Origin of the sequence: Streptomyces sp. NPDC058664, assembly GCF_042716635.1 — a bacterium.
Taxonomy (GTDB): domain Bacteria; phylum Actinomycetota; class Actinomycetes; order Streptomycetales; family Streptomycetaceae; genus Streptomyces.
The window spans coordinates 82534-105173 of record NZ_JBHXRW010000017.1; the positions used below are offsets into that span (position 1 = coordinate 82534).

22 protein-coding genes are annotated in these 22640 nt (G+C 73.6%); 8 read left to right on the plus strand and 14 right to left on the minus strand.

The window, feature by feature from the left end; genetic code table 11:
* Positions 1-2: 2 nt before the first annotated feature.
* Positions 3-416 (minus strand): hypothetical protein, encoded by a 414-nt coding sequence (locus tag ACFWUY_RS16280; RefSeq protein ID WP_384107982.1) that lies wholly within the window; start codon positions 414-416, stop codon positions 3-5.
* Between the two features lie 142 nt (positions 417-558).
* Positions 559-1311, minus strand: a complete 753-nt coding sequence (locus tag ACFWUY_RS16285; protein ID WP_384107880.1) for a LytR/AlgR family response regulator transcription factor — start codon at positions 1309-1311, stop codon at positions 559-561.
* A gap of 147 nt (positions 1312-1458) precedes the next feature.
* On the opposite strand from ACFWUY_RS16285, the gene ACFWUY_RS16290 reads away from it, so the two are divergent.
* Positions 1459-1659 (plus strand): hypothetical protein, encoded by a 201-nt coding sequence (locus ACFWUY_RS16290; protein WP_384107885.1) that lies wholly within the window; start codon positions 1459-1461, stop codon positions 1657-1659.
* A 57-nt stretch (positions 1660-1716) separates the two neighbouring features.
* On the opposite strand, the gene ACFWUY_RS16295 is transcribed toward ACFWUY_RS16290, so the two are convergent.
* From ACFWUY_RS16295 to ACFWUY_RS16305, 3 genes are all read right to left on the minus strand, one after another.
* Positions 1717-3084: a wax ester/triacylglycerol synthase family O-acyltransferase gene (locus ACFWUY_RS16295; RefSeq protein ID WP_384107888.1), complete on the minus strand. Its 1368-nt coding sequence runs from the start codon at positions 3082-3084 to the stop codon at positions 1717-1719.
* Between the two features lie 89 nt (positions 3085-3173).
* A complete protein-coding gene (locus tag ACFWUY_RS16300) occupies positions 3174-5270 on the minus strand; it encodes a SpoIIE family protein phosphatase (RefSeq protein ID WP_384107892.1) in 2097 nt (698 codons plus the stop codon).
* Between the two features lie 49 nt (positions 5271-5319).
* Positions 5320-6621, minus strand: a complete 1302-nt coding sequence (locus ACFWUY_RS16305) for a DUF6777 domain-containing protein (RefSeq protein ID WP_384107894.1) — start codon at positions 6619-6621, stop codon at positions 5320-5322.
* 207 nt (positions 6622-6828) lie between these two features.
* Here ACFWUY_RS16305 and ACFWUY_RS16310 point away from each other — a divergent pair, with 207 nt between their 5' ends.
* The 3 genes from ACFWUY_RS16310 to ACFWUY_RS16320 are packed head-to-tail and all read left to right on the plus strand — an operon-like array spanning position 6829 to position 9753.
* Positions 6829-7707: a YndJ family protein gene (locus ACFWUY_RS16310; RefSeq protein WP_384107984.1), complete on the plus strand. Its 879-nt coding sequence runs from the start codon at positions 6829-6831 to the stop codon at positions 7705-7707.
* Entirely contained in the window at positions 7704-8255 is a 552-nt protein-coding gene (locus ACFWUY_RS16315; protein WP_384107896.1) for a DUF1990 family protein, read from the plus strand. The genes ACFWUY_RS16310 and ACFWUY_RS16315 overlap by 4 nt, the downstream gene beginning before the upstream one ends.
* A gap of 22 nt (positions 8256-8277) precedes the next feature.
* A complete protein-coding gene (locus tag ACFWUY_RS16320; RefSeq protein ID WP_384107898.1) occupies positions 8278-9753 on the plus strand; it encodes a lipase maturation factor family protein in 1476 nt (491 codons plus the stop codon).
* 9 nt (positions 9754-9762) lie between these two features.
* Here ACFWUY_RS16320 and ACFWUY_RS16325 read toward each other — a convergent pair whose 3' ends face one another.
* The 3 genes from ACFWUY_RS16325 to ACFWUY_RS16335 form a co-directional block, all read right to left on the minus strand.
* Positions 9763-9933 carry a hypothetical protein gene (locus tag ACFWUY_RS16325; protein WP_198942251.1) on the minus strand — a complete coding sequence of 57 codons (171 nt, stop codon included), beginning with the start codon at positions 9931-9933 and terminating at the stop codon, positions 9763-9765.
* A gap of 301 nt (positions 9934-10234) precedes the next feature.
* Positions 10235-11719 (minus strand): SDR family NAD(P)-dependent oxidoreductase, encoded by a 1485-nt coding sequence (locus tag ACFWUY_RS16330; protein WP_384107900.1) that lies wholly within the window; start codon positions 11717-11719, stop codon positions 10235-10237.
* Positions 11720-11779: 60 nt separating this feature from the next.
* Positions 11780-12469 carry a (2Fe-2S)-binding protein gene (locus ACFWUY_RS16335; protein WP_384107902.1) on the minus strand — a complete coding sequence of 230 codons (690 nt, stop codon included), beginning with the start codon at positions 12467-12469 and terminating at the stop codon, positions 11780-11782.
* A gap of 316 nt (positions 12470-12785) precedes the next feature.
* Here ACFWUY_RS16335 and ACFWUY_RS16340 point away from each other — a divergent pair, with 316 nt between their 5' ends.
* Positions 12786-13808, plus strand: coding sequence for a DMT family transporter (locus tag ACFWUY_RS16340; RefSeq protein ID WP_384107904.1), 1023 nt, complete (start codon positions 12786-12788; stop codon positions 13806-13808).
* On the opposite strand, the gene ACFWUY_RS16345 is transcribed toward ACFWUY_RS16340, so the two are convergent.
* The 4 genes from ACFWUY_RS16345 to panD form a co-directional block, all read right to left on the minus strand.
* The gene (locus ACFWUY_RS16345; RefSeq protein ID WP_384107906.1) at positions 13689-15164 is read right to left on the minus strand and encodes a peptidoglycan DD-metalloendopeptidase family protein; all 1476 of its coding nucleotides are present in this window, start codon (positions 15162-15164) and stop codon (positions 13689-13691) included. The genes ACFWUY_RS16340 and ACFWUY_RS16345 overlap by 120 nt on opposite strands.
* A 381-nt stretch (positions 15165-15545) precedes the next feature.
* Positions 15546-16217, minus strand: a complete 672-nt coding sequence (locus tag ACFWUY_RS16350; RefSeq protein ID WP_384107986.1) for an arylsulfatase — start codon at positions 16215-16217, stop codon at positions 15546-15548.
* Positions 16214-16558 (minus strand): GNAT family N-acetyltransferase, encoded by a 345-nt coding sequence (locus tag ACFWUY_RS16355; protein ID WP_384107908.1) that lies wholly within the window; start codon positions 16556-16558, stop codon positions 16214-16216. The genes ACFWUY_RS16350 and ACFWUY_RS16355 overlap by 4 nt, the downstream gene beginning before the upstream one ends.
* 29 nt (positions 16559-16587) lie before the next feature.
* Positions 16588-17037, minus strand: coding sequence for an aspartate 1-decarboxylase (panD, locus tag ACFWUY_RS16360; protein ID WP_384107910.1), 450 nt, complete (start codon positions 17035-17037; stop codon positions 16588-16590).
* A gap of 398 nt (positions 17038-17435) precedes the next feature.
* Here panD and ACFWUY_RS16365 point away from each other — a divergent pair, with 398 nt between their 5' ends.
* Entirely contained in the window at positions 17436-18971 is a 1536-nt protein-coding gene (locus tag ACFWUY_RS16365; RefSeq protein WP_384107912.1) for a hypothetical protein, read from the plus strand.
* Here ACFWUY_RS16365 and ACFWUY_RS16370 read toward each other — a convergent pair.
* Entirely contained in the window at positions 18895-19332 is a 438-nt protein-coding gene (locus ACFWUY_RS16370; RefSeq protein ID WP_384107914.1) for an NUDIX domain-containing protein, read from the minus strand. The genes ACFWUY_RS16365 and ACFWUY_RS16370 overlap by 77 nt on opposite strands.
* A 525-nt stretch (positions 19333-19857) precedes the next feature.
* On the opposite strand from ACFWUY_RS16370, the gene ACFWUY_RS16375 reads away from it, so the two are divergent.
* Positions 19858-20037: a hypothetical protein gene (locus ACFWUY_RS16375; protein ID WP_384107916.1), complete on the plus strand. Its 180-nt coding sequence runs from the start codon at positions 19858-19860 to the stop codon at positions 20035-20037.
* A 213-nt stretch (positions 20038-20250) separates the two neighbouring features.
* Positions 20251-21831 (plus strand): amino acid permease, encoded by a 1581-nt coding sequence (locus tag ACFWUY_RS16380; protein ID WP_384107918.1) that lies wholly within the window; start codon positions 20251-20253, stop codon positions 21829-21831.
* 27 nt (positions 21832-21858) lie between these two features.
* On the opposite strand, the gene ACFWUY_RS16385 is transcribed toward ACFWUY_RS16380, so the two are convergent.
* On the minus strand, positions 21859-22554 hold the full coding sequence (locus ACFWUY_RS16385; protein ID WP_384107920.1) for a TetR/AcrR family transcriptional regulator: 696 nt from the start codon (positions 22552-22554) through the stop codon (positions 21859-21861).
* Between the last annotated feature and the right edge of the window lie 86 nt (positions 22555-22640).

The following is a 22640-nucleotide window of genomic DNA, read 5'->3' on the forward strand; positions in this document are numbered from 1 at the left end:
CTTCACCGTTCGACGAGGCCGGTGAAGTCGCGCTCGTTGCGTTCGGCGCGGCGCACGTACCAGTGGGCGATCCCCCAGACGACGGGGTACACCCCGACGCCGAGGGCGATCCAGACGAAGGCCTCGGGGGCGGGCAGCGCGAGCAGCAGCGGCAGCGGGCCGACGAGCAGGGCAAGCGCACCGAGGGCGGTGAGGGCCGCGCGCAGCTGGCTGCGCATCAGGGAGCGGACGTAGGTGTGGCCGAGGGTGGTCTGCTCGTCGATCTCCGAGCGGGCCGGGGGGTGGACGGGCCGCCGCCGGGCGGGGCCCGGCACGGCTCCGGCGCCGTGGGCGGAGGCGTACGTGACGGTCTCGCGGCGGGGCCTGCGCTGGGGGTCCCCCCGACCGGGGGCCGGGGAAGGATGGTGCTCGGACATCGGGGTCCGCTCCGGCATCGGGGTCCTCCCCGGCCTCTCTCGACGGCTTGCGGCGGCTCGTCCGGGCGGTGGGCCCGGGACGCGTGGAGTCTACGCAGCGCTCCCCGGCCGCGACAGAGCGGCCGCCACGGACGTACGGGGTTCAGCCGCCGGCCCGCCGCATCAGCAGGTCCCGCAGGTCGCGGGCGTGCCGGCGGCTGACCGCCAGGTCGGTGTCGCCGACCCGCACGGAGGTGGCGCCGCCGTCGAGCCGTAGCTCGTCGATCCGGGCGAGGGCCACGAGATGGCTGCGGTGGATGCGGACGAAGCCGCGGGCCGCCCACCGCTCCTCCAGGGTGGAGAGCGGGATGCGGACGAGATGGCTGCCGTGGTCGGTGTGGAGGCGGGCGTAGTCGCCGTGGGCCTCGACGTACGCGATGTCGTCGACGGAGACGAAACGGGTGACCCCGCCCAGCTCCACGGGAATCTGCTCGGGCGCGGCCGGGGAGGCGGGGGCGGCGGTGGCGTCCACCAGGTCGTGGACCCGGCGGACGGCCTCGGCGAGCCGCTCGCGGCGGACCGGCTTGAGGACGTAGTCGACGGCCTTCAGGTCGAAGGCCTGGAGCGCGAAGCCCTCGTGGGCGGTGACGAAGACGACGAGCGGCGGCCGGGCGAAGCCGGCGAGCAGCCGGGCCACGTCGAGTCCGGTGAGACCGGGCATGTGGATGTCGAGGAAGACGACGTCGACGGCCCCGTCGCCGTCGGGCCCGGCCTCCAGGGCGCGGCCGATCCTGCGGAGGGCGGCGGTGGCGCCGGCCGCTCCTTCGGCGCTCCGGACGCGGGGGTCGGCGCGCAGCAGGTAGAGCAGCTCCCCGAGGGCGGGTTCCTCGTCGTCGACGGCCAGTACGCGCAGCATGCGGCGGAGTGTAACGGCCGGTGCGGAGCAGGAGGCTCCCGGCGGTGGTGCCGCTCTCCCCGAGCGGGGCGACCCGCTTGTCGACCCGCTCGCCGGGGCCGTTTGCCGGGACCGGGGGGCGAGGACGAGCCGAGAGAGGTGAGCGTGGTGCCGGAACCAGGAAACAAGAAGGACGACACGCGGCGGGCCCGGCTCCGCAAGGACGCCGAGCAGTCCGGGGTACCGGACGAGAAGGCGAACGACGAGGCCGACGAGACGCTGCGGGAAGAGGAGGGGTGGCGTGCCCGTGGGCCCCGGACCGAGCGCGGGCGGGGACCGAAGGGAGAACGGACCGAGCGGTCCGAGTGACCGGCGTGGCCCGGCCACCCGCCCGGCCCGCTGTGGATCACCCGCCGGACCGGCCCCTCAGGGGGTCCCCGGCGGGTCCAGGAGGTCGAGTTCGGCCGTGAGCGCGGCGGCCAGCGCGTCGAGGTCGGGGACCGCCTCGCCGTCGGCGACGAGACCGATGTGGACCTGGCCGCCGTACGGGGACATGGCGACGGCGAGGGACTGGCCGCGGGCGAGCGGGGCCATCGGGAAGAGCGCCCGCAGCGGGGCCCCGCCGAGGGAGAGCGCCGAGCGGGGCAGCGGCACCTGGGTGACCAGGAGGTCGAAGAGGAGCCGGGCGGCGCCGGCCGCGAGGGGGGCACCGAAGCGGTGGGCGAGCGGGTGCAGCTGGTCGGCGAGGAGGGCGACGGCGCCGGCGCCCCTGAAGGGCCCGGCGGCCTTGTTGCGGTCCATGGCGTGCCGGACGGCGGCGAGCCGGGCAGCCGGGTCGGCTTCGGTGACGGGCAGGTCGAGGAGGTAGCCGGAGAGGCTGTTGCCGGGGCCGGGCGGGGCGCCGGGCCGGCGGCGGGAGACGGGGACGAGGGCCCGGGGGTCGGTTTCGGGGAGGGGCACGTCGCGTCCGTCGAACCAGCGGCGCAGGGCGCCGGCGACGACGGCGAGGAGAACGTCGTTGGCGGTGCCGCCCGTGCCGCGGCGGACCCGGTGGACGCGGTCGAGGGACAGGGTCACGGTGGCGACGCGGCGGGTTCCGCTGGATTCGGCGGCGAGCGCGGCGGTGGGGCGTCCGTCGAGGCGGCCGGCGCGGACGACGGACGAACCGACGACCGAGGCGCCGACCTCGACGGCCCGGCCGAGGTCGCCGAGCCGGTCCCTGGCCATGTCGAGGAGCCGGCCGGGACCCGGGAACCAGGAGCGCGGCGGTACGGGGCGGGGGCGGCGCGCGGGGCGGCGTCCCGCGGCGATCTCGTCGAAGATCCCGGCGCCGATGGCGACGGCCCGCATGCCGTCGGCGAGCGCGTGGTGGAGTTTGACGAGGACGGCGAAGGAGCCGTCGGGTGCGCCGCTCAGCAGGTACATCTCCCAGGGCGGGAGGCCCCGGGCGACGGGACGTTCCATGAGTTCGGCGGCGAGCCGGGCGGTCTCGGCGGGGAAGTCGGCGCCGGGCAGGACGACCTGGTGGACGTGGCGGCGTACGTCGAAGTCCGGGTCGGCGCTCCAGGCGGCGCCGCCGACGGGAAGCAGGACGTCGCGGACGCGCATGCGGAGCCGGGGGACGGCGGCGGCGCGGCTCGCGAGCAGGTCGAGGACGTCCAGGGGGTCCCGGCCGGGGGGCCCGTCGGGGGGCACGGGACCGAAGTGGGCGAGTGCTCCGAGGTGCAGGGGGTGGGCGGTGGATTCGAGATGCCAGAAGGCCAGGTCTAGCGGTGCCAGTAGCTCGCTGCTCACGGTGTCCTCATGTCCTGCGCGGAGAGGCGGGAGAGCGAAGTCAATCGCGTACCGACAGTTACGGTCAAGTACGATCAGTTCACGCTCGGTTAACAGTCTCCGCCCTCCAGGGCGAAATCGCACCACACGCACTTGCCGCCACCCCGTGACTCGACGCCCCACACGTCGGAGAGCTGGTCGACCAGGAAAAGCCCCCGCCCCGACACGCCCGCCTCCCCCGCCTCGCGGCGCCGGGGCAGCGCGCTGGACCGGTCCTCCACCTCCACCCGGAGCCGCCGCGGCATCCCGACGAGGATCCGCAGGGTCACGATCGCCCCGCCGTCGGTGTGCATCAGCGCGTTGGTCATGAGCTCGTCGGCGGCCAGTTCGATCTCGTCCGCGCGCTCCTCCGCCCCCCAGGCCCGTACGGCGGCCCTGATCATGTGCCGGGCCGAGCTCAGCGCCTCGGGGTCGTTCTGGGCCACGTGCTGCCGGAACCGGCCGGCTCCGGGCGCGGCGGCCACGCCGTGCCGGCGCAGCAGCAGGATGGCGACGTCGTCCTCGCCGCCCCGGTCGGCGACCACGTCGCACAGGTGATCGGCGAGTTCCTGGAGGTCGGCGGGCCCGCGCCGGACGAGGGCGGAGAGCCATTCGAGGCCCTCGTCGAGGTCGGCGCCCGGCTTCTCGACCAGACCGTCGGTGTAGAGCATCAGGGTCTGCCCCGGGTCCAGTTCCAGGGTGGTCACCGGATAGTCGAGGCGGCCGAACTCCGCGGAGAGGCCGAGCGGCAGTCCGCCCTCCACCGGGAGCCTGCGGCTGCCGCCGCCGATCTCCCTGAGCAGCGGGTCGACATGGCCGGCGCGGACCACCTGGACGACCCCGGTGCCGAGGTCGACCTCGGCGTAGGTGCAGGTCGCGAAGCGTTCGGTGTCGAGCTCGTGCAGGAAGACGGAGGCGCGGGCCATCACCGTGGCCGGGGGGTGGCCCTCGGCGGCGTACGCGCGCAGCACGATCCGCAGCTGGCCCATGACGGCCGCCGCGTGGGTGTCGTGTCCCTGTACGTCGCCGATGACGGCGCCGACCCGCCCGCCGGGCAGTGCGATGACGTCGTACCAGTCGCCGCCGATGTCCCGGCCGAGCCGGGCCGAGCGGTAGCGGACGGCGGTCTGGGCACCGGGCACCTCGGGGATCCGGCGCGGCAGCATCGCCTGCTGGAGCCCCTCGGCGAGGTCGTGCTCCTGCTCGTAGAGCATGGCCCGCTGGAGGCTCTGGGCGATGCTGCTGCCGAGGGCGACGAGCAGGGTCCGCTCGTCCTCGCTGAAGCTGGTCCTGTCGCTGTAGAGCAGGCCGAGCGCGCCGATCGGCCGGGCCTGGGCGATGAGCGGCAGATAGGCGGCGGCGGTGATGCCGAGCCCGCTGATGTGGGGCCAGAGGACCGGGAAGGAGCGGGCGAAGTCCTCGGCCGAGTCGATGAAGCGCGGGCGCAGGGTGCGGATCACCTCGCTCATCGGGTACGGCTCGTCCACCCGGGTGAAGCGCGTGCCCGGCACGAAGGCGCCCGCGGGACCCTCGGCGACGAGGTGGATGCGGCCGGCCTCGAGAAGGCCCATGACGAGACTCGCGGCGCCGAAGTGTTCGAGCGCGTGCGAGTCGTTGAGCAGGTCGATGACGTCCTGCACGGTCCGCGCGTAGGCGAGGGCCGCGGTGGTGCCCTCGATGACGCCCGCGCGCTTGCGCCGCCCCTCGTCGAGGCCGAGCCGGGCGGCGGACTCGGTGAGTTCGTGGGTGGCGTCGCGGATGACGCCGATGATGCGCACCGGGCGGCCGGTGTCGTCGCGGTGGACGATTCCCTGGGTGTGGGTCCACTGGTGGCCGCCGTCACGGCGGCGGATGCGGAAGTAGGCGCCGTACTGCTCGCTGCCGTCCTTGAGCGCCTGGGCGACCAGGGTGTCGAGGCGGATGCCCTCGTCGGGCAGGACCCGCGAGCCGAGGGACTCGGGTCGGTCGTCGTACTCGGCGCGGTCCATGTCGAAGACGTCGAGGGCGGAATCGTCCATGAGCATCGTGCCGGCGAGGAGGTCCCAGTCGAAGCCGCCCATCCGGAAGGCGGAGCCGTACTCGGCCAGGATTCCGGCTCCCGGGGTCCGCTCCTCCGGGGCGCGGGGGAGCCGTTCGGCCGACTCCCCGCCCCCGCTGCCCTCGTTCATGGGGCCACGCTAGGCGCAGCCCCGCCCGTGCGCACCACGAAGATCCGCTTCATCCCTCGAAGGTCTCGGGCTGCTCCGGGACCGGTCCGGCGGGGAAGAGCTCCTCGGGCGGCAGCTCGCCGTCCGGCACGGTGGGCGGCTCGCCCGGCGGCTCGGCGTTCGGGTCGGGGAAGGGCGGGACGTCGGGGTCCGCGTTCGGGTCGGGGTACGGCTCCGTGTCGGGGTCGGGGTACGGCGGGGCGTCGGGGTACGGGTCCGCCTCGCCGTCGGGGTACGGCGGGGCGTCGGGGTACGGGTCCGCCTCACGGTCGGGGTACGGCGGGATGTCGGGGGCCGTGGGGGTCGGCGCGGTGTCCGTGCCGCCGGTTCCGGAGGCGTCGGGGCTCGCGGGGCTCTCCGGGGCGGGGGGAACGGGCGTCCCGGGCGGGGTGTCCGGGGAGGCGGGGCGGTCCGGGGCGCTGGGGTCGGGCGTGGTTGGGTCGGGGCTGCCGGAGCCGGTCAGGCGGCATTCGTCGGGATCGCAGGCCGGTTCCACCTCGGGCTTGCGGTCCTTGTCCCCGTGGCTGCCGATGAGCCGCTCGATCCAGCTGCGGTCGGCGGCGTTCACGATGACCAGGCTGGTGACCACGGTGGTCGTCGGCCGGACGGTGATCACGCGGTCGGGGTCGAAGCCGTCCCAGGGGTCGCCCTGGTGGACGGCGCCCGGCGCCGTGGCCGGGGAGCGGAGCGGGTTGCCGCAGGCGCAGCGGACGCGGGGGGAGCCGTACTGGTCGACGAGGACCGCCGTGCCGGTCTGCAGGACGGACTGGAAGGCGTGGGGCCGGCGCTCGCGGTAACCGTGGTTGGTGACCCGGACGTCCGCGCGGAGGACGACCGGGGTGAGCCCGCGCAGCCAGCCGGTGACGTTGGTCTCGGGGATCCCGGCGGCCTCGGCGAAGGCGCGGGTTTTGTCCTGGTCGGCGGCGAGGAGGGAGACCTGCCGTTCGACGTCGCAGCTGCCCTCCGCGCGCGTGCCGCCGTAGAGGCCGGGGGTGGAGCCGGTGACCTCGCGGACCTGTTCGGCCCCGGGGTTCGGGTCCTGGCCCCGGCCGGAGGAGGGCTGCGTCGCGGTGTGCCGGGCGGTGGACGCGGTGAAGGGGTCGGGGCCCCGTTCGGCGAGGGGCTGGAGGAAGACGTCCTGGGCGTCCTCCGCGGCCGGCTGGGCGCCGCCCCGGGAGCCTTCCCAGGCGGCGGAGCAGCCCGCGAGCAGCAGGGAGGCGGTGAGGGCCGCGAGCGCGGAGCGGGCGGCGGGGCGAGGGGTCGCGTGAGGAGCTGTGGGGATCCGCCGCGTCCGGCGGGGGACTGAGCGCACCTGGTTCTCCCGTTTTCTCTCCCCCGGGCCACGGCGCCCGGTTCCGGCCAGTCCCTCATGTCTGTCGCAGTGCGCGGGCCGCCGCAAGCGGAGGGCGGCCGACCGGGTCCACGGTCGCGACACATCACTTGAACGCGTTCAAGAAACGCTCTACGCTCGGAGTCGCAGTTGAACACGTTCAAGTCGGGGTGGTGGCACATGACCGCACTGTCGGTCCTGGTGGGAACGGTCGTGACGATCGGCATGCTCTGGGTGGTCCCGACCGGGCTCGCCCTCCTCGACGGCCCCCACCCACCGGGATGGGACGCGCTCCGGCGCGCCTGGCCCCTGTTCGCCGTCCCCGGAGCGCTCAGCCTCTGGCTGCCCCGGTCCGGACCGACGACCGCGCTCGCCGTCGTCTACGCCCTCGCCACCCTGGCGCTCGCGCTCCAGGCCCCGGCCCGACTGCTCCTGACCCGCTCCCTCAGGCCGGGCGAGGTGGCCGTCCTCACCGCCCTGATCGCCCCGTCCGTCGCCGGGCTCGCGCTCGTCGCCGAGCGGGCCTCGTACCCGCTGTTCGGCTTCGACCTCGACATCCTGGCGCTCACCGTCCCGCACTTCCACTTCGCGGGCTTCGCCGCCGCCCTGGTCGCCGGCCTGCTCTGCCGCGTCTGTGACGGCCCCGCCGCCCGGTTCGCCGCGCTCAGCGTCCCCGCGGGCACCCTGCTCGTCCTGCTCGGCTACTTCGTCGACGACTGGGCCGAGCTCGCCGGAGCCGTCGTCCTGACGGCCGGCATGACGACGATCGCGGCGCTGACCCTCCGCGAGCGCCGTGCGACCGCGGCCGACCGCCTCACCCGCGCGCTCCTCGCCGTCTCCGCCCTGGTCCTCCTCGTCACGATGCTCCTCGCCCTGAGCTGGGCGCTCGGCGAGGCGACCGGACTCCCCCACCTCGACCTGACCTGGACCGCCGCGACCCACGGCCTGGGCAACGCCCTCGGCTTCACCGTCTGCGCGCTGCTCGCCCGCCGCCGCCTCACGACGGTCCGCGGCACCACCCCTCCCCCGTCCCCCACCACCCGCCCCCGAACGGAGCTTCCGGCATGACCCGCCTCCTGAACAGCCTGTCCCGGCGCGAACGCCCCCGCCCGGCCCTCACCTACCCCGAGGTCGGCGCCACCCGCACCCCCGAGGCGCTCCCCGAGGGCTACCACCACCTCCGGCACACCGAGACCGTCGGCCACGGCCGCGCCGCCTACGAGGCAGCGGGCGCCGCCGTCACCACCTGGCGGATGCACCGCGCCTCCGGGGCGCGGGTCCGCTCCGACGCCGACCGCGCCGAACCGGGCGCCGCCGTCGAGATCTCGGCGGGCATCGGCCCGCTCCGGCTCGGCGTCCCCTGCTCGGTGATCTGGACGGCGTACGAGAAGCGGCGCACCGGCTTCGCCTACGGAACCCTCACCGGGCACCCGGAGTGCGGCGAGGAATCCTTCGTGATCGACCTCGACCCCGACGGCACCGTCCGGTTCACCGTCACCGCGTTCAGCCGCCCCGCCACCTGGTACACCCGGCTCGGCGGCCCGGTGGTCCCGCTGCTCCAGCGCGCGTACGCGCGTCACCTCGGCCGGACGCTCCGGCGCCTCGTCAGGAGGTGACCGGGGGCCGATACTGGAGGCGATGGAGTGGTTCACCGCACCCGACCACTGGCTGAGCCGGATCGTCTTCCAGCGGGGGCTCGCCGGTCTTTACTGCGTCGCGTTCCTCTCGGCCGCGCTCCAGTTCCGGGCGCTGATCGGGGAACACGGCATGCTCCCCGTACCGGAGTACGTGCGCGGGACCCGGCCCCGGCACACCCCGTCGCTCTTCCACTGGCGCTACTCGGACCGCCTCTTCGCGACCGTCTCCTGGACCGGGGTCGCGCTCTCCCTCGCGCTCGTGGCCGGCGCCGGGGACGCGGTGCCGCTGCCGGTGTCGATGCTGCTGTGGCTGCTGCTGTGGGGCATGTACCTGTCGATCGTGAACGTGGGCCAGACCTGGTACTCCTTCGGCTGGGAGTCGCTGCTCCTGGAGACCGGGTTCCTGGCGGTCTTCCTCGGCAACGACGACACGGGCCCGCCCGTCCTCGTGCTGTTCCTGCTGAGCTGGCTGCTCTTCCGGGTCGAGTTCGGCGCCGGCCTGATCAAGATCCGGGGCGATCCCTGCTGGCGGAACCTGACCTGCCTGTACCACCACCACGAGACCCAGCCGATGCCCGGCCCGCTGAGCTGGTTCTTCCACCACCTCCCGCGCCCCCTGCACCGGGTGGAGGTGGCGGCCAACCACGTCGTCCAGCTGGTCGTGCCGTTCCTGCTGTTCGCCCCACAGCCGGTCGCCACGATCGCGGCCGGACTGATGATCGTGACGCAGCTGTGGCTGGTGCTCTCCGGGAACTTCGCCTGGCTGAACTGGATCACCATCGTGATCGCCGTCTCCGCCGTGGACGCCTCCCCGCTCACCGGCGACCACCCGCAGCCGGATCCACCGCTCTGGTACGTGGTCGTGGTCGTCGCGGTGACCGCGTTCGTCCTGGTACGGAGCTACCGCCCGGTGCGCAACCTGCTCTCCCGGCACCAGGCGATGAACCGCTCGTACGACCCGTTCCACCTGGTCAACACGTACGGGGCCTTCGGCACGGTCGGCCGGGTCAGGGACGAGATCATCGTCGAGGGCACCGACGACCCGGCGCCGCACGCGGGCACGGTGTGGCGGGAGTACGGCTTCAAGGGCAAGCCGGGTGATCCGCGCCGGATGCCCCGGCAGTACGCCCCGTACCATCTGCGGCTCGACTGGCTGATGTGGTTCGCGGCGCTCAGCCCCGGGTACGCGCGCGCGTGGTTCGGTCCGTTCGTCGAGCGGCTGCTCGACGGCGACCGGGACACCCTGAGGCTGCTCGCCCACAACCCCTTCCCCGAGGCGCCGCCGGCCTTCGTCCGCGCCCGGCTGTACCGCTACCGGTACACGACCTGGCGCGAACTCCGCGAGACCGGCGCCTGGTGGCACCGGACGCTGCTGCGGGAGTACCTGCCGCCGGCCCGGCTGCGGGAGCGGGCGGGCGGGTCCCTCCGGACGTCCCGGTGCCCCCGGCCTCGAAAGGCCGGGGGCACCGGGAGGTGAAGCGAGGACTCAGTCGATGCCGGGCAGGATGTGGGGCTCGGCGAGGTCGTCCTCGTAGCCCGCGAGCCGGATCGGGGCCGCGTGGGCCCAGACTTCCAGGCTCCCCAGCTCGCCGTTCTTGCGCGGCCGGTCGTTGCGTTCGGCCGGTCGCGGTTCCTGCTTCGTCAGTTCGGGTGTCACCGCGCACTCCTTTGTGTCGCGTACCTGTGGGACAAGTGCCGGTCGGTCGCGGTGGCGCCGTTCGTCGGGCGGGACCGCGGCCTTGGTGGAAGGCCAGTCCCTGGTCGACCGTGAGGACGGTGTGTCTCCCCGGTGGCCGACCGTGAACATCAGAGTAACCAAATGAGCACGTCCGCGCTCTACCGGGCTCCGAAGTGTGACGCGATCGGGTGAAGAGAACCGAAAGAGCGCCCCACCGGCCGGTGGGGCGCCCTTGTCAGGACGGCGGGAACCGCTTGCCTGCGGTTCGGGAAACGACTTCCTACCAGTTGGCGGGGGCGTAGTCCTTCAGGAAGCAGCCGTACAGGTCCTCGCCCTCCTCGCCGCGCACGATCGGGTCGTACACCCGGGCCGCGCCGTCGACCAGGTCGAGCGGGGCGTGGAAGCCCGCCTCGGCGAGGCGCAGCTTGTCGAAGTGCGGGCGCTCGTCGGTGATCCAGCCGGTGTCGACGGAGGTCATGAGGATGCCGTCGGTCTCGAACATCTCCTGGCCGCTGGTCCGCGTCACCATGTTCATCGCGGCCTTCGCGGCGTTGGTGTTCGGGTGACCCGCGCCCTTGTAGCCGCGGCTGAAGACGCCCTCCATCGCGGAGACGTTCACGACGTAGGAACGCCCGCTGGACGCCTTCTTCGCGGCCGCGGCCATCACCGGCCGCAACTTGCTGATCAGGATGAACGGCGCCGTGTAGTTGCACAGCTGGGTCTCGAGCAGCTCCACCGGGGAGATCTGCTCGATGCTCTGCACCCAGGTGTTGCTGTCGACGACGTCCGGCACCAGGCCGCCCGCGTCGATGGCGGTGCCGTCGAGGTGCCGGGCGATGCTGGCGTTCCCCGCGACCAGGGCGAGGTCGGCGACCTGCTGTGCGTCGAGGCCGCTCACGCCGGCGGGCAGCGCGGACGACGACCCGAGCTCGGCGACGGCGCCGGAGTTGAAGGCGCCGATGACGTGCCGCTCGGGAAGGTCCCCGGCCGGCAGCGGGGCCTTCTCGCCCTCGACAAGCGCGGCGTACGCGGACGGCAGCCGGCGCACGGTCTGCGTCGCGTTGTTGATGAGGATGTCCAGCGGCCCGTCCTCGGCCATCCGGTCGGCGAGCGCCACGGCCTGGGCCGGGTCGCGCAGGTCGATGCCGACGACCTCCAGGCGGTGGATCCAGTCCGCGGAGTCCTCCATCGCCTTGAAGCGGCGGACGGCGTCCTTGGGGAAGCGGGTCGTGATGGTGGTGTGGGCGCCGTCGCGCAGCAGCCGCAGCGCGATGTACATGCCGATCTTGGCCCGGCCGCCGGTGAGCAGGGCGCGCTTGCCGGTGAGGTCGGCGCTCGCGTCGCGCTTGGCCCGGTTCAGCGCCGCGCACGGCTGGCAGAGCTGGTGGTAGAAGTAGTCGACCTCGACGAACCGCGTCTTGCACACGTAGCAGGAGCGCGGGCGCTGGAGTATCCCGGCGATCCGGCCCTCCTCGGTGACGGAGGACGGGAGGATGCCCTCGGTCTCGTCGTCGATGCGCTGCGCGGAACCGGTGGCGGTGGCCTCGGTGACCGCCTTGTCGTTGGCGGTCTTGGCGGCCCGGCGCTCCTGTCGGCGGCGCTGCTTCACGGTCCGGTAGATCCCGGCGGTGGCGCGCCGGACGCGGATGGCGTCCGGGTGGTCGACGTCCAGCTTGTCGAGCTCGTCGAGGACGCTGAGGCAGACGGCCAGGCGATCGGGGTCGACGCCCGGCCCGTAGTCCTGGTTTTCTTCGGTCACCGTCATGGCCTTCGGGTTCCTCGTTCGCTCGTACGTCGCTGTTCACGGGCTTTCAAAAGCCCAACTTTACGGAGCGGGGGGCCGCGCATCCAAACCCGTTCGGGGAGCGTGGTCGAAGACACAGTCGCCGCAGAGCCCGGCGCCGGGGCAGCGGTAGTAGAGGCAGCAGCTGGCGCGGCGCAGCCGGGGGCCCCGGACCGTACCGGCGAGGTCGGGGTGGTCGAGCAGTCCGGAGACCAGGGCGGCGGCCCGTTCGGCCACGTCCGGGCGGTCATGGGCGCGCGCCCAGCGGGTCAGTTCGCGCAGGGCCCCGGCGAGGGCGGAGCCGGCGTTGCCCCACAACAGGCGCGGGGAGACGCGGCCGTCGCGGCGCAGCGCCGCGTGGAGCGGTACGAGGTGGGCCTCCTGGACGGCCGCGCGGAGCTCGTCGACGGTGGCGGGGCGGGTGGTGCCGCCCGCCCACCACAGGTCGTCGGGCGCGGTCAGCGCTCCGTCCCAGTACAGCTCGGCGGGGGCGAGGTCGGGGAAGCGGCCGTGCAGCGCGGCGGGGCCGAGGGCGGTCGACCAGAGCCGGGCCGCGAGCCCGAGGTGGGCGACGGAGGCCCCGACGCGGCGTTCGGGGGCGCCGAGCCGGGCGGTGACCCGGTCCACGCGCGCGTGGAGGGGGCCGTCCTCCCCCGCGTACAGGAGGGCGAGCGGGCGGTGCGCCCCGCCGCTCCGCGGCGCGGAGGTCCGCAGGGCGAAGAACCCTCCCACCGCCTCTCCTCCGGTCTCCGGCCGGGGATGCCCCCGTCCCGCTCCGCTCTCGACGGGCTCCACCCGCGTCCCCCTGGTTCTGTCGGTTCCGTCGGTTCCGTCGGTTCCGTCGGTTCCGTATGACGGTTTCCGCCCACCGTAGCTGCCCCGCACAGCTCGCCGACAGGGTTCGAAAAGGACCCTTTACACCTGTTCTGACCTGCACCGGTGTACATCTGCAGGCGTACGCGGCGGCCTCGTACTGCGTCGGTGGTATCCCCGAAGACGTCCCCTGGGACGACGACGCGATCCGCCCGGAAGGAGGATCGTGGAAAGCATGAGTCCCCTCCTGCTGTCCGTCCTCCTGGCCCTGGTCTCCGCGGTCGCCTACGCGGCCGCGGCGATCGTGCAGGAGCGGGTCGCGGCCTCCGCCGCCGGCCCGCGCTACGCGCCCCTGCGCAGCCCGGCCTGGTGGGGGTCCGTCCTGCTCAACGGCGTCGGCGCGGCTCTGCACGTCGCCGCCCTCGCGTACGGACCACTCAGCCTGGTCCAGCCCCTCGGCGCCCTCACGATCGTGTTCGCGCTGCCCATGGCGGCCCTCTTCGTCGGCCGCCGGGCCGGACAGCGGGCCTGGCGGGGCGCCCTGATGGCCACGGTCGGCCTGGCCGGGCTGCTCAGCCTCACCAGCGGCGCCCCGGCGCGGCCCCTGGCCGACGGGGACCGGTGGCTCCTCACGGCCTGCACCTTCGGCGTGGTGGCCGTCCTCTTCACCCTCGCGCACCTGGTGGGCAGGTCCGTGCTGCGCAGTGTCGTCCTCGCCGCCGCGGCGGGCGTCTCCTTCGGCATCGCCTCGGTCTTCACGAAGGCGGTGGCGGAGGTGTGGACGTCCGGCGCGCCGCTCGCCGAGTGGACAGGACTGCTCGTGCTCTCGGCCCTCGCGGTGACCGGCCTGCTCCTCTCGCAGGCCTCGTACCGGGGTGCGGGGCTCGCGGCCCCGCTGGCCACCGTCACGGTGGTCAACCCGGTGGTGGCCGCCGCCGTGGGCCTGACCCTGTTCGGCGAGAGCTTCCGCTACGGCGCGGCGGGCACCGTCGCCGCGCTGATCTGCGGCGCGGTCGCCGCGGGCGGCCTGGTCCAGCTCACGCTCGACCGGATGACGGTGCCGGCCGTGCCGCCGTCGGAGTCGGCTCCGGCCCCGGATCCGAGGACCGGGTCGGGGCCGGACCGGGGGCCGTCGGGGTCAGAGGGTGACGCCCCGGGCCCTGAGGTAGGCCAGGGGGTCGATGTCGGAGCCGTACCCGGGACCCGTCCGTACCTCGAAGTGCAGGTGCGGTCCCGAGCTGTTGCCGGTCGATCCTGAGCGCCCGATGCGCTGACCGGGCTGGACCCGCTGGCCCTCGCGGACGGTGAGCGCGGAGAGATGGGCGTACTGGCTGTAGCGGCCGTCGTCGTGGCGGAGCACGATCTGGTAGCCGTACGCGCCGGCCCACCCGGCGGAGACGATCCGTCCGGCGGCCACGGCCTTGACCGAGGTGCCGGTGGGCACGGGGAAGTCGACGCCGGTGTGGTAGCCGCTGGACCAGGAGGAGCCGCGAGTGCCGTAGCGGGTGCCGACGCCCGCGGAGACGGGGGCGGAGTAGTGGTCCTCCCGCGCGGCGGGCGGCTTCGGCTTGGAGGACGGCCGGGGGGCGGGCTTGGTGCTGGGCCTGCTGCTGGGTCTGCTGCTCGGCTTCGCCTCGGGCCGGGTGGTGGGCTTGGTGCTCGGCTTCGTGGTCTGCCCTGCCCCGGGTCGGCTCACGGGCTTCGTGGCCGGCTTCGCGGCCGGCTTCGTCGACGGGTGCGCGGCGGGCCGGGTCCCGGGGGCCGGAGCCTGAGCGGCGGGCTTCGTCGGCGGTTTCGTGGCCGAAGGTGCCTTCGGAGGAGTGGTCTTGGGCGGAGTGACCTTGGGCGGGTTGGCCGTGGGCAGGGTGGCCCCGGGAGGGGCCGTCCTCGTCGGTCCGGCCGCCTTCGCGCCTTCCGCCTTCCTCGGCGCGGCGATGCGCAGGGTCAGGCGCTGGCCGGGGTGGATGAGGTCGGGATCGTCGCCGACGACGGGCCGGTTCGTCTCGTACAGACGCTTCCAGCCGCCCTGGACCCGTTCCTCACGGGCGATCTTCGACAGGGAGTCGCCGGGCGTCACCGTGTACATCTCGCGGACGGTCGGCACGGCGGTCGGGCCGACGTTCCTGACCGGCTGCTCGGGTAAGGCGCGCTGTCCCGGCAGGGAGGCGGTCCTGACGGCGTTCCCGCCGGTCGCCGCGGCCGCCGTACCGCCGGGGGCGATGTCCGGCGCGTCCCCGCCCCGGGCGAGCCCCGCCCGGGGGCCGCAGGACGGCCAGGCGCCGGGCCCCTGGCCCTTCAGGACGCGTTCGGCGATCGCGATCTGCTGGTCCTTGGAGGCGAGGTCGGCGCGCGGCGCGTAGTGCGTGCCGCCGTACCGCTCCCAGGTGGACTGGCTGAACTGCAGTCCGCCGAAGTAGCCGTTGCCCGCGTTGATGCTCCAGTGGGAGGTCGACTCGCAGGCCGCGACCTTCTCCCAGACGTCGAGCGAGGCCGCCTGCGCGGTGCCCGCGCCGATGAGCGGCAGCGCCATTCCGGCGCCCCCCGCGGTGACGGTGAGCGAAGCACGGTTGATCCGGCTCGGCTGGTGGCGGCGGTGACGTCCGCGTACGGCCATGGGCCCCCCTTGAACACAGCAGCAGTCGCCCAAGTTAGGGGTGGCGCACGCTCCGTGACAAGGGATACGCGGAAGTCCAAGCGCCTTCTGTCACCTTCCTGTTGACCCGAGAGGCCGACCGGCGGGGCCGGGCTGGGGCTGAGGCTCGGGTTCCGGTACGGGCCCGCCGGGCTGCGGCGCCGGGCCGGGCTCGGGGGCCGGAGGCACCGGCACCGGATTCGGCGGGGGCACGGGCGGCGGTCCCGGCGGCGGGACGGGCGGGGGCGGAACCGGACCGGGATAGGGCGGGCGGGTCATGACGGGCCTCTCTGTCGACGGGGTCGTCCGTCTCCAGGGTGGCCCGGCGGGCCTTGTCACGCGCGCCGGATCCCGCCCTCCGGGTCAGCGCCCGGCCGCTGCGGCACGCGCGGCGGCCACCGCCGCGGCCGCGGCGGCGAGCCCGGGGCGAGGGCTGGCCAGAACGGGCCGCCGGGTGGTCATCCGCTCGACGGCGTCCGCCATGGACGCCTGGGCGAGCACGACGACGCCGCCGTCCGTCGGGGGCGCGCGGTCCACGGTCGCCGCCACGGCGTCGAGGTACCCGTCCCGGTCCCCCGCCTCGAACAGCTCCCAGGCCTCCTCGACCACGACGGTGGTGATGACCGAGGTGTCCGGCCCCGACTCCTCGGCGATGAGGGCGACGGTCGGCTCCAGAGTGGAGCGCAGGGCGGCCACCACGATGATCCGGCGGAAGCGGGCGGCCTCGGCGGCCATCGGCCGGTCCACGCGGAGCACGGGCACGCCGACGGCGCCCGCCTGCCGCTCGGCGACCCCGCCGATCGTGGAACAGGTGCAGAGCACCGCGTCGGCGCCGTCCGCGACGGCCGCCGCGAGCACGTCGGCCACCGGCTCCGCGACCGCCTCGGGCCCCGCCTCCCTGGCCCGGACCAGCAGCTCCTCGTCGACGAGGTGGCGCAGGGCGAGCCCGGGGTGGTGCCGGTCCCGCAGCCCGTCGAAGACGGGGACGTGGACCGGCGAGGTGTGCAGCAGGGCCAGGGTGCCGGCCGCGGTCACCACAGGTCCGGCGTGGCCTTCAGCTGGAGCTTGGCCGCGCGGACCACCTCGGCCGGAGGGGCCGGGGCCTCGTCGGGGTGCCGCTCGGCCCACTTGGCGGCGTACGGGCAGAGCGGCACGACGGGCACGCCCTCGCCGGCGGCGATCGTGTAGAACTCGCGCACGAGCGCTCCGGCGATCCCCTTCCCCTCGTGGCCGTCCTCGACGATCGTGTGCACCGCGACGAGCGCGTGGGGTGCGGCGTCCAGGACGAAGTAGACGACGACGCCGACGAAGGTGTCGTCCTCGAACGCCTCGAGGCGTCCGTTCGCCCGGTCGTCACGGATCTTCAGCTCGGTCATGCGGCGGTTCTCCCTCGGCTCGGAACGCGTCAGCTCTGTACGGGCACGGCCACCGGCGCCGCCCCGGGGACGGCGTGCGGGCCGCGCACCGTGTCACTCCCGGGAACGGGAGCGGACGCGTCGGTCCCCAGCTCCACGATGCGGTTGTCACCGTCGACGTGCACGACGCGCGGGACGAACGCCCTGGCCTCCGCGTCCTCGACCTGCGCGTAACTGATGAGGATCACGAGATCGCCGGGGTGCACCAGGTGCGCGGCGGCGCCGTTGATCCCGATGACGCCGGAACCGCGCTCGCCCTCGATGACATAGGTCTCGAGACGGGCACCGTTGTCGATGTCGACGATGTGCACCAGCTCACCGGGGAGGAGGTCGGCGGCCTCCATCAGATCGGCGTCGACGGTGACCGAACCGACGTAGTGCAGGTCCGCCTGGGTCACGGTCGCCCGGTGGATCTTGGACTTGAACAGAGTGCGCAGCACTGTGGACTCCTCTAAGACGGCTCCCTGCCTGCTTTGTGCAGGTCAAGGGCGGCTTCGACTTTACACCGGCACCCGCGTCCGATGTTTGTGAGGAACATCGCTCCGGTCGGGCTGGACGGCTTCCTACCTGGGCTTTCCCTAAGCACCGGCGCCGGTTGGGAACCACTGCCCCGGAACGCTCGGGGACTCATGCTGACCGAATGCCGACTTACCTGATGAGCCATCAGGCATATGGGAGACCTCTCGGCAGCGCGGAACTCGCGAACAAGGCGCCGACACCAGCCCGCCCAGGCCAAGGTCCAGGTCACGCGCCCCTGCGCACTTGCGTGCGCCGCTCCTCCCTTCCGTACGGTCCAGCCCGATGGCGAACCGCCCGCGCACACCGTCAAGGAGAGCTGTTGAAGCCGACCGAGGAAGTGCTCCAGAACCTGACCCAGCCATCGAACATCTCCGTCCACTCCGACGACGCGCTCGTCGGCAAGGTGAAGGCCGCCATCGCGGCGGACGACAAGAAGCGGAAGGAGAACGAGGACGAGCCCCTCCGCAGGAAGCCCGCCCTCAACCCGATCCCTCCGACGGAGCTGCCCCGGCAGTTCGAAGTGACCCTCTGGGACGTCCTCCACACCCTCGCCCGAGCCACCGCCCTGTCGTGGCGCGGTGCGGGCCGGGGGCTGGCGGAACACTGGAGCGCGCTCAAGTACACCCAGGCCCTGGCCGGCGGTCGCGACTCCTTCCTCGGCCTCACCGACGAAGGCCACCGCATCGCGGACCACTACAAGTCGCTACAGTCCGGCGAGCTCGGCATCGGCTTCGCCCTCACGCTCGCCGAGCACATGCTGGGCAGCCGCTTCCCCGACCACTCGGTGACGATCGTCCCCGCAGACACGGCGTTACGCGCGGGCTGGGCCCTCACCACCAGGGACAAGGGCGAGAAGGTGAAATACCGCTACCGCCCCCAGTACTTTGCCGAGGTTTGGCGGCCGGAAGAGCCGTCCCTCGTCATCCCCCTCGCATGCAAGGGCAACCACAGCGACGCCACCACCTCCGCCGAGCAGCTGGCCTCCGCCTCGGCCCACGCCGAAGCGGTCCACATCGGAGCGTGGAACGAGACCCCTGGCCTGCTGTTCAGCACGCAGCTCCCGACGGACGGCGGCACGATGACCGTCCACGCCCTCCAGGCACTCGGCAGCGGAGGTCGACTGTCCCCGGCGGAAGGCCGGGAGGCGAACCTGAACGCCCCGCCATTCCAGGCGAACGTGATACCTGACATCCACCCGCCGACCGAGGGCCTGGTGGCACCGGAGCCCGTACGGGGCTGCCACGTGCAGGCGCAGGACTACGCCTGGTTCCAGGAGTCACCGGCCCACACCACGGCGGCCGGGCTCATGGCCTTCACGGGATCCGGCCACGCCACCGCCCGGCACCTGACCGATCGGCAGGGCCGCAAACGGTTCACCGGCCTCGAGCACGCGGCCGGCATGAGCATCCAGGACGCCGCCCACGCTCTCTTCGGCAACGAGTACGTCGGCACCGATCACGTCTTCCGTCTGAACGGCCCTCGCGTCGAGGCGTTCTCCGGCGTGGACGCGGAGGTCTTCCGTCTGCTCGCCCGGGGCGACGTCGAGCGAGTACCGCGCCCTCGTCCACGCGAGCCGCCACGTCCGCCCCCGCCACACCTTCGACAAGGATTGGGGCGGCCCCGTCTCCGTCCATGCCGACGGATCGGTCCTCGCCCTGCGGCTGCTGCCGGGGCAGGACGAGGAGCCGCCTCCGGGCTGCCCGCGCTGACCTCGGAAGGCCGCAGGGACCGGCTCTTGTCAGAGCCGGTCCCTGCGGCAGGACGACGTACACGCCGGCTCAGAGCGACGCCTCGACTCCGAGGCTTCCGGCGCCGACGGCTTCCCTCAGGACGTGGGCGATCTCCTCGGGCTTGAGATCGATGCCGTCGAGCCCCTCCAAGGTCAGCGGGACCTCCTCCAGCGCGTACTCGCCGCGGCCCTCGGCACTGAACTCGGGACCGGTGCGGTCGTCGAAGGACCAGGTCGCGATGCGGGCGAGGTAGAAGAGCTGGCGCTCGTCGTCGGTCTCCATCGTGTGGAGGAGGCGGACGATGTCGGCCTTTCCCGCGATCTCCTCGTGGATCTCCCGGTGGAGGGCGGCCTCCCGGGACTCGTCACCGGGTTCGACGCCGCCGCCGGGCAGGACCCAGTACTCGGGGATGCCGGGCCTGGTGCGGCGGATGACCAGCATCGTGTCGTCGGCGGTGACGAGGACGGCGCGGACTCGTTCGATCATTTCGGTTCGTCTCCTTGCTTGTTGACAGTCTCAGTGGAGCAGCCGGCCGTCGTCGACGTGGACGGACCGCCCCGTGATGAACGAGGCGGAGGGGCCCACGAGGAACGCCACCAAGGCTGCGACGTCCCGTGGCCTCTTCTGGCACCCGCCCCCGGTACTGCCCTCGCCGAGGACATCTGAGTCCACTACGGCTTCACTGGCACGGGCATGTGGATCGGCCCGGCGCAGACCACTGCGTACGCCCGGCTGTGCAGGAATGGTGTGTTGGTGCAGAGTAGCTCCCTCGCGACGGTGAACGTGGACGGCACCGCCGCGCGGTACCGCATCGAGCGCGGCGACGACTCAAAGAGCGTCTTCCCGATGGGCGGCCGGGTCTTCACCACGTGGACGACCGACCGAGCCCGTCGGGGCGTCCGGCACCACCGCGGTGAACCTGCCGCTGCTCAACCTCGGGTGGCACGGCCGTGACCTGGACCCGGCCAACCGGCCACCGTCGACGGTGGCCCCACCTGGACGCCGGTCGACGTGCGGACGTCCGGTACGCCCGACGCGTTCACGTTCTCGGTCCCGGGCGGCGCGCTGACCTCCGGCACCTGGGTCGGCCTGCGCTGCGCCGCCGAGGACGCGGCCGGGAACTCCGTCGAGCAGACCCTGCTCCGCCTTCCAGGTCTCCTGACCCCCGCCGCGAGGCGGCACGCCCCGTAGGGAAGAGCCCCGTCGGCACGGCTCGCGCCGTGTCGGCGGGGCTCTTCGCGCACCCGCCGCCGGGCTCCCCCGGACTCCGGGCGCGCGTGCTCGGAGAGCAGTCACTAACGGACGGGACACGGCCGCGACACGTGGCGGAAACGGGCCGTCCCTAATTTCTGTCAACCGACAGGAATTCGCAGGGACGACTCACCTCCGCGACAGGGGACCGCCATGACCGTGACCACCGATCCCGCACCGCCGACACCCCCTCCGCCCGGCGGCGGGGACGCTCTCGCCCCGTTCGGCTATCCCCAGGAGCTGCGGAGGCGGATGGGCGGATACGCCTCCTTCGCCGCCGGGTTCTCCTTCATCTCCGTGCTGACCACCGTCTTCCAGTTCTTCTCCCTGGGCTACTCGTTCGGAGGGCCGCTCTTCTTCTGGACCTGGCCCGCGGTCCTCGTCGGACAGCTCCTCGTCGCCGCCTGCTTCGCCGAACTCGCCGCCCGGCTGCCCATCGCCGGGGCGATCTACCAGTGGGCGAGCCGGCTCGGCAGCCCCGCCTTCGGGTGGTACGCGGGCTGGATCATGGTCACCGGACGGATCGTGGTGGTGGCGGCCGCCGCGCTCGCCCTCCAGGTCGTCCTGCCCGCCGTCTGGCCCGGCTTCCAGATCGTCGGCGGCGACCCGTCGCCCACGACGACCAGCGGAGCCGCCAACGCCGCCCTCCTCGGCCTGGTCCTGCTGGCACTCACCACCCTGCTCAACGTCCTGGACAACCGCGCGCTGTCGGCCGTCAACACGATCGGCGTCACCGCCGAGATCGCCGGTGTCGCGCTGATCGTCACCCTCCTGGCCACCCACGCGGAGCGCGATCCCGGGATCACCCTGCACGCGGGCGGTCACGGCAGCCTGATCACGGCGCTTCTGGTGGGCTCGTTCACCGCCGCGTACGTCCTGATCGGTTTCGAGAGCGCGAGCGAGATGAGCGAGGAGACCGTCAACCCCCGGCGCACCGCGCCGCGTACGACGCTCACCGCACTCACCACCTCCGGCGTCTGCGGCGGGCTGCTGCTCCTCGGCGGCCTGCTCGCCGCGCCCAGCCTCACCGACGGACGCCTGGCCGCGGAGGGCCTCGGATACGTGCTCACCAGCACCCTCGGCGACGGCCTCGGCAGGATCCTCCTCGCCGACGTGGCCGTGGCGATCTGCGCGGCGACCCTCGCGATCCAGACCTCCGCGACCCGCATGCTCTTCTCCATGGCCCGTGACGGCGTCCTCCCCCGGTCGGCGGCGTTGGCGCGGGTGCCCCGGAGGACCGGAATGCCCGGCACGGCGGCGGTGGTGGTCGGCGTCGGCGCGGGACTGCTGCTCCTGCTCAACCTCGCCTCCCCGCAGGCTTTCCTCGCCATCGGCACCACCTGTATCGCCATGGTCTACCTGGCCTACGCCATGGTCACCGGTCCGATGCTGGTCCGGCGGCTGCGGGGCGAGTGGCGGCCGGACGACGGTGGGCGCGACGAACTCGGGCGTCCGCTGTTCTCCCTCGGCCGCTGGGGACTTCCGGTCAACGCGCTCGCGGTCGCCTACGGCCTCTTCATGACGGTCAACCTCGCCTGGCCGCGTGCCGAGGTGTACGACCCCGAGGGCGGCCACTGGTACTTCCGGTGGTTCACCGTCCTGGTCCTCGCGGCCACGGTCGCGTCGGGTGCGACGTACCGCTGGTACCGCGGCCGGGAGGGCTCCGAGGGGCGGCCGGACGGGACTGGACACGGAGGCCCCGCGGCGCCGCAGCCGGAGGCCGTACGCGCCTGAGGCGGGACGGCGTCCGGAAGCCGTGGATCAGACCTGTGCCGCGAGGAGCTCCCGCCCCTCGCGGCGCAGTCGTGTCAGGGAGCGCTGCGGCACGCCGGCCACCCGCAGCGCGGCGTCGGCCGTCGCCGCCGCGAGGGCCGCGGGATCGCGGGCGGGGTCGGCGCGCCGGATGAGGATCACGCTCTCGGTGAGACCGAAGAGGAGGTCGGCGCGGAGCGCGCGCTCCTCGGGGCCGAGGGCCGCACCGGGCTCCGTGGCGGCGAGCAACCCCGCGTAGGAGTCCTTGAGTTCGGCCCTGAGCCGATGGAAGACGGCGAAGCGCTCCGTCTGCACCTCGGGCAGCAGGTAGAGCGCGCCGAGGTTGTACGGACCTGCGCACAGCAGCGCCGCGTCGGAGTGGCACAGCGCCCACAGGCGCGCCTCCGGGGACGCCTCCGCGCGTGAGACGAGCCGGGCCGCCACCTCCAGGGAGGGGCGCACGGTCCCTTCCAGCAGCTCCGCGAGGATCGCTTCCTTGCCGTCGACGTAGTGGTAGAGGGACGCCTGCCGCAGCCCGGCGCGCTCGGCGATGGACCGGGTGGAGGTCGCGGTGTAGCCGCGGGTGGTGAACAACTCGGCCGCCACGGCGATGACTTCGTCGCGCGGCTCCGGGCCGCCGGCCGGGCGCTCCTGGGCCCGCGGGCGGCCGACTCTCCTGCTGGTGGGCGTGTTCGGCGTGCTCACTCCGTGATCCTCGCACAGCGCCCGCGGTTCCTCCGGACCGAGCGGTCGGGGTGAGTTTCCGGTAACCGACCGGAAACGCGCGGGCA

Bases quoted from the DNA above. Each gene is read 5' to 3' on its own strand.
- ACFWUY_RS16280 (WP_384107982.1), bottom strand. From the start codon at position 416: ATGTCCGAGCACCATCCTTCCCCGGCCCCCGGTCGGGGGGACCCCCAG.
- ACFWUY_RS16285 (WP_384107880.1), bottom strand. From the start codon at position 1,311: ATGCTGCGCGTACTGGCCGTCGACGACGAGGAACCCGCCCTCGGGGAG.
- ACFWUY_RS16300 (WP_384107892.1), bottom strand. From the start codon at position 5,270: ATGAACGAGGGCAGCGGGGGCGGGGAGTCGGCCGAACGGCTCCCCCGC.
- ACFWUY_RS16315 (WP_384107896.1), top strand. From the start codon at position 7,704: ATGACCCGCCTCCTGAACAGCCTGTCCCGGCGCGAACGCCCCCGCCCG.
- ACFWUY_RS16320 (WP_384107898.1), top strand. From the start codon at position 8,278: ATGGAGTGGTTCACCGCACCCGACCACTGGCTGAGCCGGATCGTCTTC.
- ACFWUY_RS16330 (WP_384107900.1), bottom strand. From the start codon at position 11,719: ATGACGGTGACCGAAGAAAACCAGGACTACGGGCCGGGCGTCGACCCC.
- ACFWUY_RS16340 (WP_384107904.1), top strand. From the start codon at position 12,786: ATGAGTCCCCTCCTGCTGTCCGTCCTCCTGGCCCTGGTCTCCGCGGTC.
- ACFWUY_RS16345 (WP_384107906.1), bottom strand. From the start codon at position 15,164: ATGGCCGTACGCGGACGTCACCGCCGCCACCAGCCGAGCCGGATCAAC.
- ACFWUY_RS16355 (WP_384107908.1), bottom strand. From the start codon at position 16,558: ATGACCGAGCTGAAGATCCGTGACGACCGGGCGAACGGACGCCTCGAG.
- ACFWUY_RS16370 (WP_384107914.1), bottom strand. From the start codon at position 19,332: ATGATCGAACGAGTCCGCGCCGTCCTCGTCACCGCCGACGACACGATG.
- ACFWUY_RS16380 (WP_384107918.1), top strand. From the start codon at position 20,251: ATGACCGTGACCACCGATCCCGCACCGCCGACACCCCCTCCGCCCGGC.